This is a genomic window from Bacteroides sp. L10-4 (assembly GCF_013373675.1).
GTDB classification, from domain to species: domain Bacteria; phylum Bacteroidota; class Bacteroidia; order Bacteroidales; family Bacteroidaceae; genus Bacteroides; species Bacteroides muris.
In genome coordinates, this window is sequence record NZ_JABXJH010000045.1 from 21,508 (window position 1) to 42,874 (window position 21,367).

The window sequence follows — 21,367 nt, forward strand, 5'->3', positions numbered from 1 at the left end:
ATAGGAGGCTCATTTGCATAAACAAGCGGTTGGAGGTACAGATGTGGTGAATATATCCGAAAATGTACAGGGTGTCCGAAAACGGACACCCTTGTTTTTTCTCTTTCCGCTTACTTTCAGCAGGTTATGATTTTGGCATGGATTTAGTATATGTTAAGCGTTATGTCCGCAAACAATAAAATTTAAAGATATGGATAGAGAAATCCCCAAAGAAGTGCGTAGCAAGGAACGCAATAAGAAAATCATCCGCTACGGTGCTATCGGTGTGGCAGGTATCGTAGTGGTCAGTGTACTCATTTCATTGATGCGTACGGGAGTGAAGGAGAAAGACCTTGTGTTCTCCAAAGTAGGCAAGGGAACGATCGAAGTCAGCGTCAGCGCCTCCGGCAAGGTAGTCCCGGCATTCGAGGAAATCATCAACTCGCCCATCAATACCCGCATTTTGGAAGTGTACAGAAAAGGTGGCGACAGCGTGGATGTAGGTACCCCCATACTGAAACTGGACTTGCAGAGTGCCGAAACCGACTACAAGAAGATGCTGGACGAAGAGCAGATGCGCAGCTACAAGCTGAAACAGCTGAAACTCGACAACCAGACCAAGCTGACCGACCTTCAGATGAAAATAAGAGTCTCCGCCATGAAGCTGGACCGCATGAAGGTGGAGCTGCGCAACGAGCAGTACCTCGATAGCCTCGGTTCGGGTACCACCGACAAAGTGCGTCAAGCCGAACTGAGCTACAACGTAGCACAACTGGAATACGAGCAATTGCAGCAGCAATATGCCAACGAGAAGGAAGTGCTGGCTGCAGAATACCAAGTGCAGGAGTTGGACTTCAGCATGTTCCGCAAGACACTGGCCGAAACCAAACGTACGCTCGACGACGCGCAGGTGCGTTCGCCCCGGAAGGCCATCCTCACTTATATCAACAATCAGATTGGAGCCCAGGTTCCCGAAGGCTCACAGATTGCCGTCATCTCCGACTTGAGTCACTTCAAGGTGGAAGGCGAGATTGCCGATACTTATGGTGACCGTGTGGCTGCCGGCGGCAAGGCCATTGTGAAGATTGGCAGCGAAAAGCTGGAAGGTTCCGTAAGCAGTGTTACTCCGCTTTCAAAGAATGGCGTCATCTCCTTTACCGTGCAGTTGAATGAGGACAACAACCGCCGACTGCGTTCCGGTCTGAAAACCGACGTCTATGTGATGAATGCGGTGAAGGAAGACGTGATGCGCATAGCCAATGCCAGCTATTATGTGGGACGTGGGGAGTATGAACTTTTTGTACGCAATTCCGACAAGGAAATTGTAAAGCGCAAGGTGCAGCTGGGCGATTCAAACTTTGAGTTTGTAGAAGTGGTCAGTGGCTTGCAACCGGGTGATGAAGTGGTGGTGAGCGATATGAGTAACTATAAGAACAAGAATAAGTTGAAACTGAAATGATAAAGGTTTACTGGAAACAAGCCTGGGAACTGTTGAAGCAGAATAAACTGTTCAGCATGCTCTACATTGTGGGTACGGGGCTGGCCATTTTCTGGTTGCAGACACGTACGAGGCGCGAGGAAGTGGGAGTGATGCTGTCGTTCGGAGCTACACGTAGTGACATTGTCCGCCTGCTGATGGGCGAAGGCACGGTATTGACCGTGGTCGCTTCACTGACTGGTTTTCTGCTTTATTTGCAATATGCACTGAAAGAAGGGCTGGCCAAAGGACAGAATTGGGTAGAGAGCACAGAGAGCTATTGGGTGTCGGATTTCACCTCGCATTATCTGCTCGTGTCGCTCGTCATCTCACCTGCGGAAGCCCTGCGTGACGAATAGATGAAAACGGACAAGGTGTTCATTTTCGGACACCTTACTGCATGTATAAATAGCAGATAATCAATGATAAACGATTTTGGTACAGCTTTTGATCCCTTGAAGCAGAAATTGTGCGGGATAGAAATAGAACAGAATAATAACAATTAAATACTTACCATTATGATTAAGTTAACTGGCATCAACAAGATTTATCGTACAAACGAGATTGAAACCGTGGCATTGGAAAATGTAAACCTCGAAGTGAACAAGGGAGAATTTCTCAGTATCATGGGACCTTCCGGTTGCGGAAAATCTACGTTGCTGAACATTATGGGTTTATTGGATGCACCCACCAGCGGTACCATCGAAATAGCCGGTACGAAAGTGGACGGCATGAAGGACAAGGAGCTGGCTGCTTTCCGTAACCAGAAGCTGGGTTTTGTGTTTCAGTCTTTCCATTTGATTAACTCGCTGAATGTATTGGATAATGTAGAGCTGCCTTTGCTGTATAGAAAGGTGTCTGCCAAAGAACGCCGCCGTTTGGCAGAAGAGGTATTGAAGAAGGTAGGTTTGAGCCACCGCATGCGCCACATGCCTACACAGCTTTCCGGCGGTCAGTGCCAGCGTGTAGCCATTGCCCGCGCCATTATCGGCAACCCGGAGATAATCCTCGCCGATGAGCCTACCGGTAACCTGGACTCCAAGATGGGGGCCGAAGTCATGGAGCTGTTGCATCAGCTGAACAAGGAAGACGGACGTACCATTGTGATGGTGACCCACAATGAAGAGCAGGCCAAACAGACTTCACGTACCATCCGTTTCTTCGACGGACGTCAGGTGGAATAATTACTGCTTAGCAACTGTCAACTATTAATTATCAACTATCAATTAAATGAAATGCAAACCGTAAGACAAGCTTTTACTATCTTGAAGCAGAATCCGCTGCTGAGTATAATTTCCATACTGGGTACGGCGTTTGCCATTACCATGATTATGGCTATTGTGATTATCTGGCAAACGAAGTATGCCGATTTGGAACCGGAAGTGAACCGTAGCCGGTGCCTTTATTTTTCTGCCATGCATATAAGCAGCAAGACAGAGAAGAGGATACAAAACTATAATACTCCTTCACCGGCATTTATGAAAGAATGTATACAGCCGCTGTCCGAAGTGGAAGCTTGTACTGCTTTTGCTCCGGCCAGTGCCGCTTTGGTGTCTCTTACAGATGGTAGCAACCGGGTAAAAGTGGATGCTATGCAGACCGACCAGGGTTTCTGGAAGGTATTCAGCCTGCAGTTTTTGGCAGGACATGGTTTCGGCGAAGAAGACCGTGCAGGAGGTACAAAGGCAGTTGTGGTTTGTGCTTCTGTGGCACGTAAGCTGTTTGGCACGACGGATGCGGTGGGGCAGCAGTTATTGTTGAACCGCGAACCGGTGCGTGTGATAGGAGTGGTAAAGGATGTTTCTGTCACGGCAAAGGATGCTTACGCACAAATATGGAGCATGTATCCGGCGGATAAGTTGGAAGTGACTTCGGTATGGAGTTATGGCGGTGATACTCATATTGCTGTACTGGCACGTACATCCGATGATTTCCAGACCATTCGTCAAGGTATTGCCAAACGGATAGAGGCTGTCAATGCAGGATTGGGAGATATGCAGCTAGACATCATGGAGCAACCGGACGGCATCGTGGCTCATGTGAACCATGTATGGTCTAACGTGGGACCGGATGTGACGATGCTATACCTGCAATATGCCATTGCATTGTTCATCATTCTGTTGGTGCCGTCGCTCAATTTGTGCGGACTGAGTAACAGCCGGATGCAGCGGCGCATCTCGGAGCTTGGAGTGCGTAAGGCCTTCGGTGGAACGCGCGGTGTACTGATACGCCAAATTCTGAATGAGAATATGGTGCTGACACTGCTTGGCGGTGTGGGAGGATTGTTGTTCAGCTATGTGGCTGTATGGGGAATGCGTACCTGGCTTTTTACCAATGACCAGAATGTCGGTACGGCCGGTGACTTTAGCCTGAGCATGGAAGCATTGTTCAGTCCTTGGGTATTTCTGCTGGCTTTTGCTTTCTGCATGGTCATCAATATGCTTAGTGCCGGACTGCCTGCATGGATGGCGGCAAGACGGACAATTGTAGATTCACTAAACGATAAATAAAACAAGAAGTATTATGAAATTCATTTTACACAACTTACGCATGATATGGGCACGCCTGAGCAATAGTGGGTGGGTGTTGGCCGAACTCTTTCTGGTATTCATCGTGATGTGGTTTCTTTGCGATTCTCTGGGATGTATGAAATATACTTTCTATCGTCCGTTGGGATATGATATCGACCATGTTTATCGTCTTACTACGGTGCAGGGAGGCGAGAGCCGTGATACGACATTGCTCAATGCCGACAAGTATCTGAATATCCTGAAAAGGCTGGAGCAAGAACCGACTGTAGAGGCCGCCTCGTTGAGCTATTGGAGCTTGCCTATGAGTGGCGCGAATAGTTATAACTCGCTGGCTGTACAAGATACCATCGGGCAGAACGGGCGTATAATTTATGCTACTGGTGGATATACACGGGTTTTTCATATGCAGGAGCAGCAAGGGCGGACTTTTGCCGCTTTGCCTGTCGGTATCAATAATGTGATGTTGAGCCAGGCTATTGCCGATGCCTTCAAGAAACGGTTGCCGGAATTCTCACTCAACACACCGCTGACATGGCGTGGAGATACGGTGAATACGGTTACTCAAGGTGGCATTGTCGGCAGCTTCCGCGATTACCGCTATGGCAATGACGCTCATTGGATTTTTATGCGCCTGGGCGAGCAGCTTATGCGTGAGAGATTCGGAAATCAGCAGGCGCAGATTGTGTTCCGTGTAAAGCCTGCTGCCGACGGGCCGGACTACCGAGAACAATTTCTCCGCGAGATAGCGCCGAGGCTGGATACGGACAATATATTTGTTGCCAGTGCGGAACCTTACACGCAAATGCAGGCACAGTTTGAAGTGATGTATGGAGATACGGACAAAGTGAACAGTCAGACAATAGTGGTGCTGTTCCTCTTGGGAAATGTCTTCTTGGGACTGATAGGTACTTTCTGGGTCCGCACGCGCCGCCGTCGCTCCGAAATAGCTTTGCGGTTGGCGATGGGTAGTACCAAGCAGCAGGTCTTTGCCCTTCTTATGGGAGAGGGGTTACTGCTGTTGGCGCTGGTTACTCTGCCTGCCATGCTGGTATGTTACAACGTAGGTGTCGGCGAATTCACCATTGGACGTACTGCATTGATTGCCACTTGGCCCGTGGAGTGGAGCATGATGCGCTTCCTGATAGGCTCGCTGGGGGCTTGGCTGCTGATAGCGCTGATGGTGATGATGGGCATTTGGTATCCGGCACGGCAAGCCATGAAGATAGAGCCGGCAGAGGCACTGCATGAAGAATAAGAAAATAATATCAACGATAAAAAAGAACGTATCATCTGTTTGTATCGAACACATCACTTGTTTGGGGCAAATACATCATCCGTTCGTACTAAACACATTGTCTGTTTTTTTTTGAGTAAGTCATCATTGTAATAAATAGGCATGAATATGAAGACAAATATTATAGGTGTTATCATCGCATTGGCATTGGCATTTGCAGGCGTAATTTGTGCATGGGGACAAGATAATAAAGTGAGTGAAGTGCGTAAGGTGGAGGCTTTCTCATCCATCAGGATAACTTCTGTGGGTACGGTTTACTTCACACAGAGCGACAGCTACTCCCTACAGATTGAAGGACGGGAGAAGTACGTGAAGAATACGGAGAGCACAGTGAAGGATGGTCATCTCACCATCGGTTTCAAGGATAAGAAGATGCGCAACCAAGATGACGGTGTCACCATCCGTCTCTCGGCTCCGGATTTAAAGATGGTGGAATTTGTCGGTGTGGGTGAATTCAACTGTGAGGAACCCTTGAAGCTGGATAAGCTGGAGTTTGAAGTGAAAGGCGTGGGTGATGTGCATGTGAAGGATTTGACTTGCCGCGACCTACGGGTGGCTTTGCGGGGTGTGGGTAGTGCCGACATCCATGTAGTTTGCGATTATCTCTCTGCCAAGGTGGGAGGAGTCGGCGAAATTACTCTGAGCGGAACTGCCGGGCATGCTGACATTTCTAAAGGAGGCATAGGCGGGGTAAATACTGATAATTTGAAAATAGGCCGTTCCCGCCCGAAAGGCGATGAAGGTGCAGCCCGCTGAAGCATTACATGATGAATAGAAAGTTATGAAACAAATTTTAGCTCTTGTCCACCAGAATCCCTTTTTCAGTGCTGTTTCCGTCATTGGTACGGCAGTGAGCATCACCTTTGTCATGGTCATTTACATGGTGTATGACATCCAGACGGCTGACTTGGCTCCCGAGTCGCACCGCAGTAGTATGGTATATTCCTCTTATGGATACTCTTACCGTAAGTCCGACCACAGCAATTCTAATACGGGTATGTCTTATCGGGCTGTCAACGCTATTTTTGCAGAACTTCTGGGTGCGGAACTTGTCACCTATCTGGGACCTACCTATCTTAGATATTGTGGGGATTCACCCGCGCAGGGAATGCACCGCACGGTTCGTCAGGTGGATTTGAACTATTGGCGTGTCTACGATATCCCTCTTGTGGCGGGCCGTCTTTTCAGTACCGAAGAGTTCGATGCTTGCCGGGATGTCGTGGTTATAGGCGAACAGCTTGCCCGCGAAGCTTTCGGGTCTGCCGAAGCAGCCATTGGCAAGAATTATTTTGTTAACTTTCGCCCTAAGCGCATTGTCGGGGTTACCGTGGATGTGAGTTCACTGTTCACATTTGCCTATGGAGAGTTGTGGATGCCTTATTCCACCCGGGATTCCGGTCTGGGCAGTGAAGGGCTGCGGGGAGGTTTCGAGGCTGTGGCTCTTGTCAGGCCCGGTGTCGGCAGAGAGGAGCTCAAGCGGCAGATAGAACAGTCGCTTGCCCGCTTCAACGAGACACTGACCGAATATAAACTGGAACTTCCCGATCTCAGCACTTATACGGAACGGCAGTTCTTCCGCAATGACACGATGAGTCCTGCCGTAACCTGCATAATTCTGGGGTTGATATTGCTTATTGTGCCCGCCATCAATGTCAGCGGACTTATATCTTCGCAAATGTCCCGTCGCATGGCTGAGCTTGCGGTAAGGAAAGCATACGGTGCCAGCCGTTCTACCTTGATGGTGCAGTTGCTCCGCGAGAACCTGGCCTTGGCATTTGCCGGCGCATTGCTCGGTTTTCTCTTTTCGTGCATATTCCTATGGCTGGGCAAGGACTGGATGCTTGGCGATGGCGCTCCCGGAGCGAATTTTGATGTAAGCATCTGGCTCTTCCTCCGACCTGCGGTTTTCGTGGCTGTATTGGTGGTATGTCTGTTGTTCAACCTGCTTTCTGTGTTTATTCCGGCCTGGCATGCCACTCGCCGTCCCATAGCCGAGGTTCTTGGCGGTGAATGAGCGGATAAACAAATTCTAATTTAAAAACAGTAACGAGTATGATACATTCTATTTTGCACCAGATATGGAACCAGCGCCGCAGTAACGGTTGGCTGTTTGCCGAGCTGTTGATTGTATTTACATTGATGTGGTATTGTGTGGATGTGCTCTATGGCTTTGCCCATGCAGAACGGCAGCCTAAGGGGTATGATTTGGAGCATGTCTATAAGATAAGGATTTCCTGCAATCCCACACAGATAGTGTCGTGCACGTCGGAAGACAGCCTGCAGACCTTCTGGTTCAAACCGATGGAGGAGGTGCTCCGGCGTATCAGGCAATATCCTGCAGTGGAGAGTGCTGCCACGTGGCTGGGTACCGATACTTATACCCGCGGGCGTGTTTACCAGGGGTATACGACGGACAGCGTGCATGTTGTTGAGACTACAGTGCGCTATGTGTCTCCCGAATATTTCGACGTCATGCGTATTCCGTTGTTGCAGGGGAATGTCTCGGATTGGAATTCCACTGCCAGTCCTCTGCCTGCCGTGGTGACCCGTGATTTGGCAGACAGTCTTTTTCAGACAAGTGCCGAGGCGGTGGGTCGCGAGTTCCTGGATTATTACAACGGAGGTCTTCGTTACTGTGTCTCTGCAGTCTGTGCTTTGCAGAAGACGGATGATTATGCCCGTTACGGACCTTTTGTTCTGACTCCTTTTCCCGGTTGGTTCTATGAGGCCCAGTACCTTCCGTTCATCTCCCTACGGATACGTCCGGAGGCGGATACGGATAATTTTGCAGCCCGTTTCTATCAGGATATGACGTCGCAGCTGCAGGTTGCTCCATTCTATCTTTTCGACATACAGAGCTATAAGGACCAGAAGATAGAACGGGATGCTGCCGAAGGAATCACCCCCTATATCCGTAGTGCAAGGCTTATTGTGATATTCTTCGTTTTCAATGTATTCATCGGGCTGATGGGAACTTTCTGGTTCCGTACCCGCCATCGCCGCAGCGAGATTGCTTTGCGCATGGCCATGGGCAGCAGCCGCGGAAGAATACGCTGGCAATTGCTGGGTGAAGGGTTGCTGCTGTTGGCGCTTGCCTCTATCCCCGCTTTGACAATATGTATTAACATGGTTATGGCAGATGTCACTTTTACGGAAGCCACGGATGCCACTTGGGGGAGATTTGTCATATGCGTTTCTATTGTCTGGATATTGATGGCATTGATGGTGATTGCAGGAATCTGGTATCCGGCTTCACGGGCCATGGAGGTGCAGCCCGCTGAAGCATTACATGATGAATGAGTTTTTTTGAGTAATCTGTGCTCATTCTAGGGAACGTATTTCCCCGTTTCAGGCGAGGTGGTGATACCGGATGCGAACGAATAATCATTCAATCCGTTTGCAGGCATTGGCTTGCAGGAACTCCTCCAATATATCCTCGTAATTGCCATGCAGCATGATGTGGTGGTTGCCCAGCGGTGTCTTGAGGAAATAATCGGCAGGAGAGTTCATCTTTATCCGCACTTGGGTGCGGCACATATTGATGTAGTTTGTATTCTCAACAAGCGCGCCGGTGCTTAAGTAATATTCGTCCAGACTCTCGTTTCCGCATTTCACGATGGTTACGTCTCCCGTTGGCAGAATTCCCTGAATACCGATGCCGCTCTCCGTTTCAAAATGGTTGCGTATGATGAATTGCTCCGTTTGTGCGATGCCGATGGTGCAGTGTGCCAAGATGATTTCATTGGTACGGGCATTTATCATGGAAGGGTTGGCCATGAAAGAGTTCTTTCCCGTCAGCACTTTTACGGCCAGCATGGTGAAGACGGATTGCAAATCACCTTCACATCCGGCAATGATTCCGTCGTCGTTCAGCAAGGCAAGGGCAAGGCAGCCGGTGGTTCCCGTTTGGTCTATCAGGCGGAAGCAGCTGAGGGTAATGGCGCTCAGTCGCTCTTCCTCTACAATCCTTTTGATGGCCCGATACAGCCGCACGGCCTTTATCATGTCTTCGGGGCTTGCCTCGCGGCAGGCAAGCGCTTTTTCTGCCAGGCTGGCGCATGCTTCGCCCACCTCCTCGTCCGTTATCTGTCCGTAGTATTCGTAAATGCGGTCCAATGAGACGTCTGTGTACTCGATACCCCAGCGGCGCTTGGCAAGCAGATAATCCACATTGCTGGCAACGAGCCAATTGGACGGAGTGCCCATTACGCCGATGCGCATGCCGAAAAGGCGGCGTTGTGCCATGAAATTGCTGTGCAGAACAAAGATACGCTTGATGGTCTCGGGCAGTTCTCCGTGAAGAATCTCGCTTTTCATTCCTCGGCCGCGCAGCCAGGAAGATATTTCGAGGGCGGCGGCCAGTGAGTTCTGCATGCCGTCTGCCAGGAGGATGGTGGGGCGGGGAAGGGACTCGAAATGCTGGATTACCAGTCTTTCCACGCCTCCGGTCGCGATGAATATGATGCTGAAGTCATCGGGTGATAACTTGTCTATGTCTTTGTAATCAATGAAGTTGACGGTAAAGTACTTCTCCAACTCAGTCAATATCACTTCGTGGGAGTTACGGATTGATGCTTGTTTATGCAGTATGGAAGCAAAAGTTATAAGGTTGATGACCATGATGTTATTTACAATTTTACAATTTACTGTTTATTAATTGAGCCTGCTTGGTTCGTTTGCTTTTTCAAAGGTACAAGTTTCTGTTTACATATCATAGAGTTTTCACGATAGATAAGTTTTTTAAAGTTTTTATTGTCCTGCCTTCCTTTTGGTTTCAAATAATTCGCTACATTTGCAACTTTAAGATAAAGTGATAGCAATGTCACCTATAGATACTCTATATTGAATAGTAAATCGTAAAATAGTAAATAGACCTCATGCCAACAATATCCATTCGCGGAATGGAGATGCCCGCATCTCCTATCAGAAAGCTTGCCCCTCTGGCAGATGCTGCCAAACAAAGAGGCGTACATGTATTCCACCTGAACATCGGACAGCCCGACCTGCCTACACCGCAAGTCGCGATTGACGCGATACGGAACGTCGACCGGAAAGTTCTGGAGTACAGCCCCAGTGCGGGATACCGCAGTTACCGCGAGAAGTTGGTGGGCTACTATGCGAAGTACAATATCAATCTGACTGCAGACGACATCATCATCACTTCCGGCGGTTCGGAGGCGGTGCTGTTTTCTTTCCTGGCTTGTCTCAATCCGGGTGATGAAATTATTGTTCCCGAGCCGGCCTATGCCAACTATATGGCGTTTGCCATCTCTGCCGGAGCCAAGATACGCACCATTGCCACGACCATCGAAGAGGGTTTCTCGTTGCCCAAGGTCGAGAAGTTCGAAGAGCTGATTAACGAGCGCACGCGTGCCATTTTGATTTGCAATCCCAACAATCCTACGGGTTACCTCTATACACGCCGTGAAATGAACCAGATTCGCGACCTTGTGAAGAAGTACGATTTGTTCCTTTTCTCGGACGAGGTGTACCGTGAATTTATTTATACGGGTTCTCCCTATATCTCTGCCTGCCATCTGGAGGGCATTGAGAACAACGTAGTGCTGATTGACTCCGTGTCCAAGCGCTATTCGGAGTGCGGCATCCGCATCGGTGCCCTGATTACGAAGAACAAGGAAATCAGGGATGCCGTCATGAAGTTCTGCCAGGCGCGCCTCAGTCCTCCGTTGATTGGCCAGATTGCCGCAGAAGCATCGCTGGATGCCGATGAGGATTACCTGCGCGACACATACGATGAATATGTAGAACGCCGTAAATGCCTGATTGACGGATTGAACCGCATACCGGGCGTATATTCGCCCATCCCGATGGGAGCGTTCTATACGGTGGCAAAGCTTCCGGTGGATGATTCCGACAAGTTCTGTGCCTGGTGTCTGTCGGAGTTCGAGTACGAGGGGCAGACGGTATTCATGGCTCCCGCTTCCGGTTTCTATACTACGCCGGGGTCCGGTCGCAACGAAGTGCGTATCGCATACGTACTGAAAAAAGACGACTTGAACCGCGCCTTGTTTGTCCTGCAAAAAGCATTGGAAGCCTATCCGGGACGAACCGAATAAAATGAAATAATTCATTAGGCGCGGATTACGCGGATTACACGGAAAACTTAAGATAAAGAGGTCTGTTTCAAATCTTCCGTGTAATCCGCGCCTACAAAATAATGGCCCATGAACTTATCTCGCTTTATAGCGTTGCGCATTTATCGCAACTCGGAGCCGGGCAAGCAGGTTTCCCGTCCGGCTGTTCTTATCGCCATGGTGGGCATTGCCCTCGGACTGGCGGTGATGATTATTGCCGTGTCCGTCATTGTCGGCTTCAAGAGCGAGGTAAGGGATAAGATTGTGGGGTTCAGTGCCCATATCCAGATTGGGAACTTGGATGCTGCTCGCTCTTATGAGACGCGTCCGGTGGTGGTGGGCGACAGCATGATGGCTGCGCTTTCCGACTATCCCGAAGTGGAGCATGTGCAACGCTACTCCACCAAGCTGGGGATAATAAAGACCGCCGATGCCTTTCAGGGAATGGTGCTGAAGGGTGTGGGGCAGGAATATGACAGCACCTTCTTCCACCGCCATCTGCTGGAGGGGGAGTTTCCGCAATTCAGCGATTCTGTTTCGTCCAACCGTGTAGTCATCTCAAAGTCTCTTGCCGGCAAGCTACAACTGAAGCTCGGTGACAAGATAGACACCTACTTCATCCAAGACGATGTGCGTGCCCGCCGCCTGAAGATTGTAGGTATCTATCAAACCAACTTCTCCGAATACGACAACCTGTTCCTGATTACCGACCTCTGTCTGGTGAATAGGCTGAATAACTGGGAGCCCGGCCAGGTGAGCGGTGTGGAGCTGGAAATACGCGATTATGACAAGCTGGAAGAAACCACCTATGAGATAGCTGCCGATGCGGACGGGAATCCCGACCGCTATGGTGCCGAGTATTGCGTCCGCAATGTAGAGCAGCTCAATCCCCAAATCTTTGTCTGGCTGGGCATTTTGGATGTCAATATCTGGGTCATTCTCATTCTGATGATTGGGGTGGCGGGGTTCACCATGGTGTCAGGCCTGCTGATTATCATCATAGAGCGTACCTCCATGATAGGCGTGTTGAAGTCTTTGGGAGCCAATAACTTTACCATCCGTAAAGTCTTCCTTTGGTTTTCGGTCTTTCTCATCGGGAAAGGTATGTTCTGGGGGAACATGATCGGCCTTGCATTCTATTTCGTGCAGCGCTGGTCTGGCTTGTTCAAACTCGACCCTGAAACCTATTACATGGCTACTGTTCCGGTATCTTTCAATATCTGGCTGTTTCTGCTGCTGAATGCTGGTGCATTGCTGGCTTCGCTACTGATGCTGCTGGGTCCTTCATTCCTGATTACACGCATCCATCCGGCAACTTCCATCCGTTACGAATAAGAGAGTCACTTTCTCAGAAAACCGCTTTTCTTGCGGAACAGGCAGTACCACTTCCAACGCAAAGACTGTATTGGCTGCAATAGGTCGAAAACCGGTAGGGTGAAGTAATAACTGCGCTGTTCTTCCAGGTCGCAGGCAGTCTTGTTGACAATGACGGCCTGCATGGTGAAACGGAGCAGGAACAAAAGAAAAGCCACGCCTGCTGCCAGCCAGTGGAAATGCAGAATGCCGATAATCATGGCGGCTGTCCAAGTTGCGTGGAATGCCAGGCGGCTCAGGGTTTCAAAACCGGCCAGCCGGCGTTGCATTCCATGATACAGCCGTGCTGTGGAGGCATAGCCTATTTTCTCTTCTTTCCAATCCTTGGCACGCAGAAGCGGCGGCATGCGCACAATGGCTTTGGCATCCGTTTCCACCCGTGTGTTTTCCGGGGTGGCCACGTGGTTGATGAACAAATCGTCGTCTCCGCGTTGCAGGTTGAGGTGTGCGGAGAATCCTTTCTGCTGGTAGAAGAGTTCCTTCCGGTAGGCCAGGTTACGCCCGATGCCCATGTAGGGGCTGCCTGCCAGGGCAAATCCCAGATAGCGCATGGAAGTGAACAGGTTGTCGAATGCAGCCCGTTTGTGCAGCCAGCCTTTGCCGCGCTCGTAGCCGCTGTAGCCCAGCACCACCTGGGTGCGTGGCGTGAAGTTGCGTGCCATCAGTCGCAGCCATTGGTTGCTTTGGGGCATGCAGTCAGCGTTGGTAAACACCATCCAGTCATATTTGCTGGCCTTGATTCCAAGCATCACGGCCAGTTTCTTGCGGCTGATGTAGCGGGAGGACTCGGGCACGAAGCTGTGGTAGAGATGGGGATATTTCTCTTCGAGGATGGTCAGGTAATCCTCGCTCTTGTCGGTGTCGTCGTCGTTGATGACGATGACTTCAAATTTGGGGTAGTCCTGCTCCAGCACGGCGCTCAGGTTGCGGCGCAGATTTTCAGATTCCTCGCAGACGCAGATGATGACGGATATGGGTGGCAGTTCCTGGGTGAAATGCGTGTCTCCCTGTTTCACGGCACGGCTGCGTGCATGGATACGGTTGTAGAGACAGAGGTAGTAGATAATTTGAATAAGGAACAGGCCACCCGCCGCAGCGAGTACGATAATTTCAGTAGAATCTGATGTAAATGCTTCCATGTGCAGTAGGACGTTTATGTGCTGCAAATTTACACAATTTCCGGCACTACCTCAAACTTTGTTCCGGGAAAGTGCTTGGACAAATACTGCTTGATGTATTTCATCGTGTCTTCCTGGATAGTCTTGTCCTCCACAGTGGGGTAGAGGTTGTAGAGTACCGTATCGAGCGCGATGCTCCGGTTCTTGATGGCTTCGAAGTTCAGCAGGGTGTGGTTGATGCTGCCCAGCTTTCCGGAGGTGACGAAGATAAGCGGGTACTGCTTCTCTGCAATGTAGTCTATCGTCAGGAAATCTTCGGTGAGGGGAACCATCAGACCTCCGGCGCCTTCCACGAGCACGGTATCATAGCGGTGGGAAAGTTCCCTGGTGGCACGCTCTATTTTTCCGAAGTCTATCGGGCGCTTGTCTATGCGAGCGGCGAGGTGGGGGGAGCAGGGATAGGAGAATATCTCGGGCATGGTCAGCCCCTCTTTGTCTTCCGGCAGATAGCCGGTTCCGGTGAGGCGACGGTGCAGGTCGATGTCCTCGGAATGACCGGTGTTGCCGGTCTGGATGAACTTCTGGGTGACGACACGCAGGCCGCGTTGCATAAGCTCACGGGCGTACCAGGCGGTGCAATAGCTTTTTCCGGCATCTGTATCAATGCCGCTGATGAAGTAGATGTTTTTTGTTTCCATTATTCTGTTTTTTTTCGTGCGACGATATAAATAGGGTGATAGGTTAGGCTTACGTTGCCTGCGGCATCACTGAACCGGGTGGTGTATGCTTCGCAGAAGGATTGCAGGCGGCTGCGCGTCCACATCCTTTTTTCCGTTCCCGTCACTCCGGTTTGCTTCAGATGCTTCAGCACTGCCTGAGGGGTGGGGAAGGACAGGGTCACTACCTCTTCCTCGGCATGGAGAACATCGAAGCCGGGAGAGAGCAGGGCTTGCAGCTCCTCAATGGAGAGATACTCCAGCCCGTGCCCCGTCAGTTGGCGTATTTCGTGCATGTTTGTGGTGCCGAAGGTGCTGAAGGCAAGCAGTCCGTCTGCCATCAGTACTTGGTGGCAGCGGGTGAGGAAAGCGCCAGGGTCATTGAACCATTGCAGGGTGGAGCACGAGGTTATCAGGTCGGTTTCTGCGGGGAAGTCGAGAGCTTCGGCATCACCGGGCAAGAAGCTGACGCGCGTAGTGCGCGTAGTGCATAGCTCCCCGACGCATTCCTCCATATCCCGGCAGAGGTCGTTCAGCAACAGCGTTTCCGGTTGCAAGGTGTTCAGCAGGATGCGCGAGTAGCTGCCCGTTCCGCAGCCAAGCTCTACGATGTGGCGGAAGTGTGTAGGAAGTTGCGGACGGGGTATGCCTGCGGAAAGCAGGGCGTCAGTCAGCAGGCGCATCATTTTTTCGGCTACTTGCCGTTGCACGCTGGCTTCGCGGTCATAGGTGCTTCGCGAGTAGGAGAAGCGTTTTGCTACAAGTTCTTTGTCTATGGAGCGGGTAGGGATGTCTGTCATTTTTTTCAATTCTTTTATTGTCTATCCAGTTCTCTCAGATGGCTTAGAAAGTCGTCAATGGGCATCGACCACATGTCTTGCAGCAAGAAGCGGAACATTGGTTCGTCATAGTGGGCGCAGTCTACAACAATTAGTTTGTCATCATTGAACATGTCATCGAAATTTGTTTTCATATTTTCTAAAGGGAATATGCGGTCGTTGGCGCCTATGAAAGCGTAGTCATAATTGATGTATTGGCATTTATCGTTTGCATAGGCATCCGTCTCGTCATTATTGGGGTAGATATAATTGCCGTTTTCATCGATGGTTATCCCTCTCATTCGGGTGTATTTTTTCTCAATGAGTTCCAGCTCTTCCTTAATTTCGTTGAAGTCTCGGCGGGGAGTGATGGCAAGGAAGGCTTTGTAGGCATTGCTGTCTTTGCACATGCGGCGCATGAACTTCTGGAGCGAGGCGGGAGTCAGTCCGCTCAAGGTGTCTCGGAAGGTCTTTTCGGGAATTCCATCTGTGTCACCGATAGGGGTAATGGTACCATTAAAAGCTATAAGCATCAGTTTCTCCTTGGGCACGGAAGCCAGTGCGATAGGAGCAGCCCATACGCCCATAGACCATGTCACTACGTTCACTTGCCGGTATTGCTCTAGGATGGAAGTATCGAAATCGAGCGTGCGGTAGTCATAGCAAATCATGTAGTCCATGCCTTGGGGGCAATATTGTTTAAAGGGTGTTTCGTCGGCGGCCCATCCTGCGAAGAACAGTAGCAGCTTGGGGTTGTTTTTTTTTATGATGTAAACTTGTCTCATAATAATATATGTGATGAGTTATCTTACACTATATATATTTAATCATTTCTTCTATCTCCTGCTCTGTAATGTCTGCCGTCAGCGAGAAGCGGATGCGTGATGTTCCTTCGGGCACCGTGGGCGGGCGTACCGGCAGTGCATAGAATCCATGCCTCTGCAGCAGCTCTGCGCACAACACGGTGTCGGTGCTGGGGCCGATAATCAAGGGGACGATATGGCTTGCGCTGGGGCATCCGTACCCCTTGGCTTGTAATGCTTCGCGTAGCGTCCGGCCGATTCTTGCCAGATGCTCGCGGCGGTCTTGCATTCCGGCAAGTTTCCGTACGATAAACAGTGTCCAGGCAATGCTTGTCGGAGGCAGTGCCGTGGTGAAGATGAGGGTTCGCATCCGGTTGACGAGGTACTCGCGTATCGTATGACAGCAGGCGATGTATGCGCCGGCAGATGCCGCTGCCTTGCCGAAGGTGCCCACGAGGAAATCTATATCCCGGATGCATCCGGTTTCTTCGGCGCAGCCCAGGCCTCGTGCTCCTTTTACGCCGAAGGCATGGGCTTCGTCCACATAGAGCAGTACGTTGGGATATTTTTTTTTCAGATGCACCAATGCCGTGAGGTCGGCTTGGTCACCGTCCATGCTGAAGATGCTTTCTGTGACGATAATCAGTTGCCGGTATGTCGTATGATGCTGTTCCAGCAGGCGTTCCAGTTGCGCCAGGTCGTTGTGGCGGAATCGGATGCAGCGTGCGGTGGATAGGCGGATGCCGTCGATGATGCTGGCATGCACCAGCTTGTCTGCCAATATCAGGGTTTGTGCATCGCTCACGGCGGGCAGAATCCCCATATTGGCATGATAGCCGCTATTGAGCACCAGCGCTGTCTCCGTGCCGAAAAGTGTGGCGAGTTCCGTCTCCAGTTCTTCGTAAATCCCGAAGTTTCCCGTCAGCAGGCGGGAGGAGGAGGAGGTCGGCAGGAAGTTGTCCGGCGTCAGATTTTGCAGGAATTCTTCCCTCAGCCGATGGTCGGCGGCCAGGCCCAGGTAGTCGTTGGACGAAAGGTTCAGCATGCGTCGGCCATCGGCTACCACTGTGCGCCCCTCGTGCGTCAGTTGCGGCAGTAGGCGCAGGTTGCTGTGTTCTTTTAGTGTTTGCAGTTCTTGCTGCATATATTCGGTTGTATTCATAATTCTTTTTAATGTGTCCATATGCCAATGTTAGCACATTCTTATAATTTTCATCAATCCTCCCGTCAGCTTTGTCAGCTGTTGCGGCTCTATAATGAACGGAGGCATCAGGTATACCAATCTTCCGAACGGGCGTACCCAGATTCCCTCTTCAACGAAGCGTTTCTGCATCCACGCCATGTCTACGGGCTCTTGGGTTTCAATCACCCCGATGGCTCCCAGCACACGTACATCCGTCACCTGCGGCAGTCGGCGTGCCGGCTCGAGCTCTTCCAGCAGTTGCCGGCTGATGCGGTTCACCTTTCCTTGCCAGTCGTATTCGGGCGAGGTCAGCAGCTTCACCGAAGCGCATGCCACGGCGCATGCCAGTGGATTCCCCATAAAGGTGGGGCCGTGCATAAACACCTCCGGCGTATGGTTGGAGATGGTATCCGCCACTTCGTTCGTTGTCAGTACGGCAGACAGCGTCATGTATCCGCCCGTTATGGCCTTTCCTATGCACATGATGTCCGGTTCCACACCCGCGTGCTCCCAGGCAAAGAGCTTTCCCGTCCGTCCGAAGCCCGTGGCTATTTCATCGAATATCAGCAGCAGGCCATGTTCCTTGCATATCTGTGCCGCTTCGCGCAGGTACTGGGGGTGGTAGAACCACATGCCGCCAGCGCCCTGCACCACAGGTTCGAGGATAAGCGCTGCCAGTTCCTCGTGATGCTCCTCTACCAGTTTCCGCAGTTCCACCGTATCCCGTTCATCCCATTCGCCGTGGAAGCGCGAGCGCGGCTGCGGCACGAAATAGCGCATCGGCAATGATGCCCCGAACAGCGAATGCATGCCCGTCACCGGGTCGCAGACAGACATGGCATTCCATGTATCCCCGTGATAGCCCGAACGGATAGTCACAAAATTGTTCTTCTTCGCCTTTCCCTTGCCATACCAGTACTGCACGGCCATTTTCAAGGCCACCTCTACTGCCACCGAGCCCGAGTCGGCATAGAATATCTTCTGCATGGACGGCGGGACAAGCGGTAGCAGCAACTGGCCCAGTTCAATGGCAGGGTCGTGTGTCAGCCCTCCGAACATCACATGCGACATCTTGCCCAGCTGTTCCTCTGCCGCCCGGTTCAGTATGGGGTGGTTGTATCCGTGGACGGCGCACCACCACGACGACATTCCCTCTACGAGGGTTTCTCCGCTTTCCAGGGTGATGGTGGCGCCTTCGGCACGCTTCACCTTGTACACCGGCAGCGGGTTGGTTGTAGAAGTATAGGGGTGCCAGAGGTGCTCTCTGTCGAACTGCGAACCGCAGAACCGGTATCCGGCATCTTCTATCAGCATCTTGTCTTCCGACACTTTCGAACCGAGCGTTGTCAGCAGGTCGCCCACGATGGCGGAGTTGATGCCGATGTGCAGCGCCTGCTTCACAGCCTCCTTGCTTAGTTGCGAGCGTCCTCCGGCAAAGCGGAGGAAAGCTGTCGGGTTGATGAAGCGGAAGAGGGCGATGGTGGTCAGTATTTCCTCCTCGCTGAGTGGTGCCTGCTGTTCCAGCGGTGTACCGGGGATGGGGCTCAGGAGGTTGATGGGGATGGACTGTACTTCCAGCTCGCGCAGTGTGAAGGCGAATTCGATACGTTGCTCCATGCTCTCGCCCATGCCGATGATGCCGCCGCTGCAGATGTCCATGCCTACGTTGCGGGCGGCTTGCAGGGTGCGCAACTTCTCTTCCTGCGTGTGCGTGCTGCACAGTTGGGGAAAGTAGGAGGGGGCTGTCTCCAGGTTGCAGTGATAGCGGGTGATGCCTGCGTCGTGCAGTGCCCGCATTTCGTCTTCGTTGAGCAGTCCCAGTGATGCGCACAACTGGATGGACGAGTGCCGGCGCATGTGCCGGGCGGCTTCGCACAGTTTCTCCATGTTTCTGGGGGAGGGCTTCCGTCCACTGGTCACCAGCGAAAAACGTGCCACGCCCTGGGCTTCATTATGCCGGGCATGCCGCAGGCATTCTTCTTTGTCCACCAGGTCGTACACGTCTGCCTGGGTTTTGTAGTGCGACGACTGTGCACACCACTTGCAATTTTCCGGGCATCGTCCGGACTTGGCATTAATGATGGAGCACATATCAAACTCCTCCGAGGCCAGGCCCTGGGTTATCTCGTGGGCAGCTTCGTATAGTGCTTCCTTGTCGGGTTGCACAGCCAGCCATTCGGCTTCTTCCTTGCTGATGTGGCTGCCGCGCAGCACTTGTTCCTTCAACTTCTGTAGGGTCATATCTTTCTTGGGTTAAGTTCGTGGATAAAGACAGAGGTACGGATTGCCGGGGCGGTGCAGCTCGTCATTCTGCTGCATGGCTTCCGGTAATTCGTACCTCTTATTCTCTTTTGTTTCAGGCTATATGTGTCTTGTCCGCCTGTATTCCCGCAGGGGCGGATGACTTGTGTTTCAAAAAGAATGTGCCGGTTTGTTCCCAGCTCCGTGAGGATACTTGTTAGGGCGCTGCTGCTACCCAGCGGAATGCCGGTGTCGGTTTCTCTTCCTTCCGTTTTCCCTTTCCAGGTACTCTCTTCCCCGCATCCGGCATGTCCGTCGGTTCCCGCAGTTTTCTGTTTGGACAGAGAGCTGTCTGCCACGCTTTTGCGCAGGCAACCGATGGTGACACACCGTCCTATGCTGGCAAATGCAGCGTAGGCTTTTCTGCTCCAGCGGCGGAAGCGGATGGTAGGTGCGGTGGGTGATGTATTCCTCATGTTTTTTTCAGCCTGATGCGGTTTTGTTTCCTTTTAGCGGGTGCAAATGTAGAAAAAATAATTTCATAACGGTAACGGTAATGTATGAAAAAAGAAAAGGCTATCTATCCCAGACAGCCAATCTTTCGTTAACCTTAAATCTAATACTATGAAAAACACACTACAAAGGTACGTGTTTTTTGATAGTCTCCAAATATGCAGTAAATAATATCATGTTTTATAACAACACTTAATAGTCATTAAGAAGTTTATCTGCAATAGTCATCATATATTTACCTTCAATATATCATCCGTTTGCCTTTAATGTATGATGCATTTGGTGTGGACGGATGATGCGTTTTTGTGAACTATATATTGGCAAACAACTATAACTTTTCAAATTTATGAATGTAATTGTAGAACGCTTCCAACGGCATAAAATTGTGAGCGACCCCGGTCTCGCCCATGTTGTACTATCTCCGTCAGAAACCCAAGACTTGCGGCACCATAGACGTCGATGTTCTTGCCGCCTCCATCCAGAAGAACTGTGTCATGACGAAAGGGCGACGTAAAGCACGTCATCGAAGCCCTGGTAGAGGAGATTCAAGGCAACCTTGCCAACGGTGACAAGGTGAAGCTGAACCAGCTGGGTACTTTTCACATGACGTTCCGCTGTCCCGGCATGGAGACCTCGGAGAAGTGTACGGTGCGCATTATCGCGAAGGTGAATATACGCTTTATCCTCGACACGGAGCTGAAGTTGGTGAACGGCAGCACCGCCGTGACCCGCAGCCCGGCTATGTGGACTATGTGCTCGACAAGCCCGAGGAGGGTAGTTCTGGCGAAGGCAATCAAGGCGTCGGTCCAGCAATGACGGTGATCAGGGCGAGAATCCGCTGGGATAAAAAATGAAATTTTATTCTGCATCATTTTGAGAGTTCTTTTTTGAGGAGATTTTTCTCTGTTTCTATGAGGATCATAGCAAGCTGTGTGGCAAATAGAAACAGGAAGATAGACCAGAAGGAAGCTCAAAAGAAGCTGAATAAAGAAATCTTTTTGAATATAATTTGAATAGGCTTAATCCTTAACCCTTAATCCTTAATTTAAATTTCCTCTCAGAGCCTGTTTAAATTTTCCTCAATAATAATCTTATAGCGGCTAATTTGACCATTTCCTCTGCCGAGTCGAATGTTAGTTCATAGTTTCGGCAGAGCCTTCTATTGTAATCCATCCATGAGAATGTTCTTTCCACAATCCATCTCTTTTGAATGGGTCTGAATCCC

Annotated in this window: 17 protein-coding genes and 2 pseudogenes; 11 read left to right on the top strand and 8 right to left on the bottom strand. The window is 50.9% G+C overall.

Going from position 1 to position 21,367, the window contains the following annotated elements; all coding sequences use genetic code 11:
* The first annotated feature begins 190 nt into the window (after nt 1-190).
* The 8 genes and pseudogenes from HU824_RS14265 (at nt 191) to HU824_RS14300 (ending at nt 8,581) form a co-directional block, all read left to right on the top strand.
* A complete protein-coding gene (locus HU824_RS14265; RefSeq protein ID WP_136010680.1) occupies nt 191-1,438 on the top strand; it encodes an efflux RND transporter periplasmic adaptor subunit in 1,248 nt (415 codons plus the stop codon).
* Between the two features lie 59 nt (nt 1,439-1,497).
* Nucleotides 1,498-1,782 (top strand): annotated as a pseudogene (locus HU824_RS14270) (ABC transporter permease); the annotation flags it as partial.
* Between the two features lie 192 nt (nt 1,783-1,974).
* A complete protein-coding gene (locus tag HU824_RS14275; protein ID WP_117601249.1) occupies nt 1,975-2,640 on the top strand; it encodes an ABC transporter ATP-binding protein in 666 nt (221 codons plus the stop codon).
* Nucleotides 2,641-2,691: 51 nt separating this feature from the next.
* A complete protein-coding gene (locus HU824_RS14280) occupies nt 2,692-3,966 on the top strand; it encodes an ABC transporter permease (protein WP_176469179.1) in 1,275 nt (424 codons plus the stop codon).
* Nucleotides 3,967-3,979: 13 nt separating this feature from the next.
* Nucleotides 3,980-5,242 (top strand): FtsX-like permease family protein, encoded by a 1,263-nt coding sequence (locus HU824_RS14285; protein WP_176469180.1) that lies wholly within the window; start codon nt 3,980-3,982, stop codon nt 5,240-5,242.
* Nucleotides 5,243-5,389: 147 nt separating this feature from the next.
* Nucleotides 5,390-6,037: a GIN domain-containing protein gene (locus HU824_RS14290; RefSeq protein ID WP_136010676.1), complete on the top strand. Its 648-nt coding sequence runs from the start codon at nt 5,390-5,392 to the stop codon at nt 6,035-6,037.
* A gap of 25 nt (nt 6,038-6,062) precedes the next feature.
* Nucleotides 6,063-7,295, top strand: a complete 1,233-nt coding sequence (locus tag HU824_RS14295; RefSeq protein WP_176469181.1) for an ABC transporter permease — start codon at nt 6,063-6,065, stop codon at nt 7,293-7,295.
* Between the two features lie 38 nt (nt 7,296-7,333).
* Nucleotides 7,334-8,581 (top strand): ABC transporter permease, encoded by a 1,248-nt coding sequence (locus tag HU824_RS14300; protein WP_176469182.1) that lies wholly within the window; start codon nt 7,334-7,336, stop codon nt 8,579-8,581.
* Nucleotides 8,582-8,665: 84 nt separating this feature from the next.
* Here HU824_RS14300 and HU824_RS14305 read toward each other — a convergent pair whose 3' ends face one another.
* Entirely contained in the window at nt 8,666-9,901 is a 1,236-nt protein-coding gene (locus tag HU824_RS14305) for a fucose isomerase (RefSeq protein ID WP_176469183.1), read from the bottom strand.
* Nucleotides 9,902-10,158: 257 nt separating this feature from the next.
* Here HU824_RS14305 and HU824_RS14310 point away from each other — a divergent pair, with 257 nt between their 5' ends.
* The gene (locus HU824_RS14310) at nt 10,159-11,358 is read left to right on the top strand and encodes a pyridoxal phosphate-dependent aminotransferase (RefSeq protein ID WP_136010672.1); all 1,200 of its coding nucleotides are present in this window, start codon (nt 10,159-10,161) and stop codon (nt 11,356-11,358) included.
* A gap of 108 nt (nt 11,359-11,466) precedes the next feature.
* Complete coding sequence (locus HU824_RS14315) at nt 11,467-12,711, top strand: ABC transporter permease (RefSeq protein WP_176469184.1); 1,245 nt, start codon at nt 11,467-11,469, stop codon at nt 12,709-12,711.
* A gap of 5 nt (nt 12,712-12,716) precedes the next feature.
* On the opposite strand, the gene HU824_RS14320 is transcribed toward HU824_RS14315, so the two are convergent.
* From HU824_RS14320 to HU824_RS14350, 7 genes are read right to left on the bottom strand one after another with little or no spacing between them, the layout of a single operon-like run.
* Entirely contained in the window at nt 12,717-13,889 is a 1,173-nt protein-coding gene (locus HU824_RS14320; protein ID WP_136010670.1) for a glycosyltransferase, read from the bottom strand.
* A gap of 29 nt (nt 13,890-13,918) precedes the next feature.
* Entirely contained in the window at nt 13,919-14,566 is a 648-nt protein-coding gene (bioD, locus tag HU824_RS14325; RefSeq protein ID WP_136010669.1) for a dethiobiotin synthase, read from the bottom strand.
* On the bottom strand, nt 14,566-15,384 hold the full coding sequence (bioC, locus tag HU824_RS14330; RefSeq protein WP_176469189.1) for a malonyl-ACP O-methyltransferase BioC: 819 nt from the start codon (nt 15,382-15,384) through the stop codon (nt 14,566-14,568). The genes bioD and bioC overlap by 1 nt, the downstream gene beginning before the upstream one ends.
* Before the next feature lie 14 nt (nt 15,385-15,398).
* Nucleotides 15,399-16,187: a pimeloyl-ACP methyl esterase BioG family protein gene (locus HU824_RS14335; protein ID WP_136010668.1), complete on the bottom strand. Its 789-nt coding sequence runs from the start codon at nt 16,185-16,187 to the stop codon at nt 15,399-15,401.
* Nucleotides 16,188-16,215: 28 nt separating this feature from the next.
* Nucleotides 16,216-17,367, bottom strand: a complete 1,152-nt coding sequence (locus HU824_RS14340; protein ID WP_136010667.1) for an 8-amino-7-oxononanoate synthase — start codon at nt 17,365-17,367, stop codon at nt 16,216-16,218.
* Between the two features lie 30 nt (nt 17,368-17,397).
* Complete coding sequence (gene bioA, locus HU824_RS14345) at nt 17,398-19,629, bottom strand: adenosylmethionine--8-amino-7-oxononanoate transaminase (RefSeq protein ID WP_176469185.1); 2,232 nt, start codon at nt 19,627-19,629, stop codon at nt 17,398-17,400.
* Entirely contained in the window at nt 19,626-20,105 is a 480-nt protein-coding gene (locus tag HU824_RS14350) for a hypothetical protein (RefSeq protein WP_136010665.1), read from the bottom strand. The genes bioA and HU824_RS14350 overlap by 4 nt, the downstream gene beginning before the upstream one ends.
* Before the next feature lie 383 nt (nt 20,106-20,488).
* Between HU824_RS14350 and HU824_RS14355 the strand changes: the two are divergent.
* A pseudogene (locus HU824_RS14355) lies at nt 20,489-20,989 on the top strand (HU family DNA-binding protein).
* The last annotated feature ends 378 nt before the right edge of the window (nt 20,990-21,367 follow it).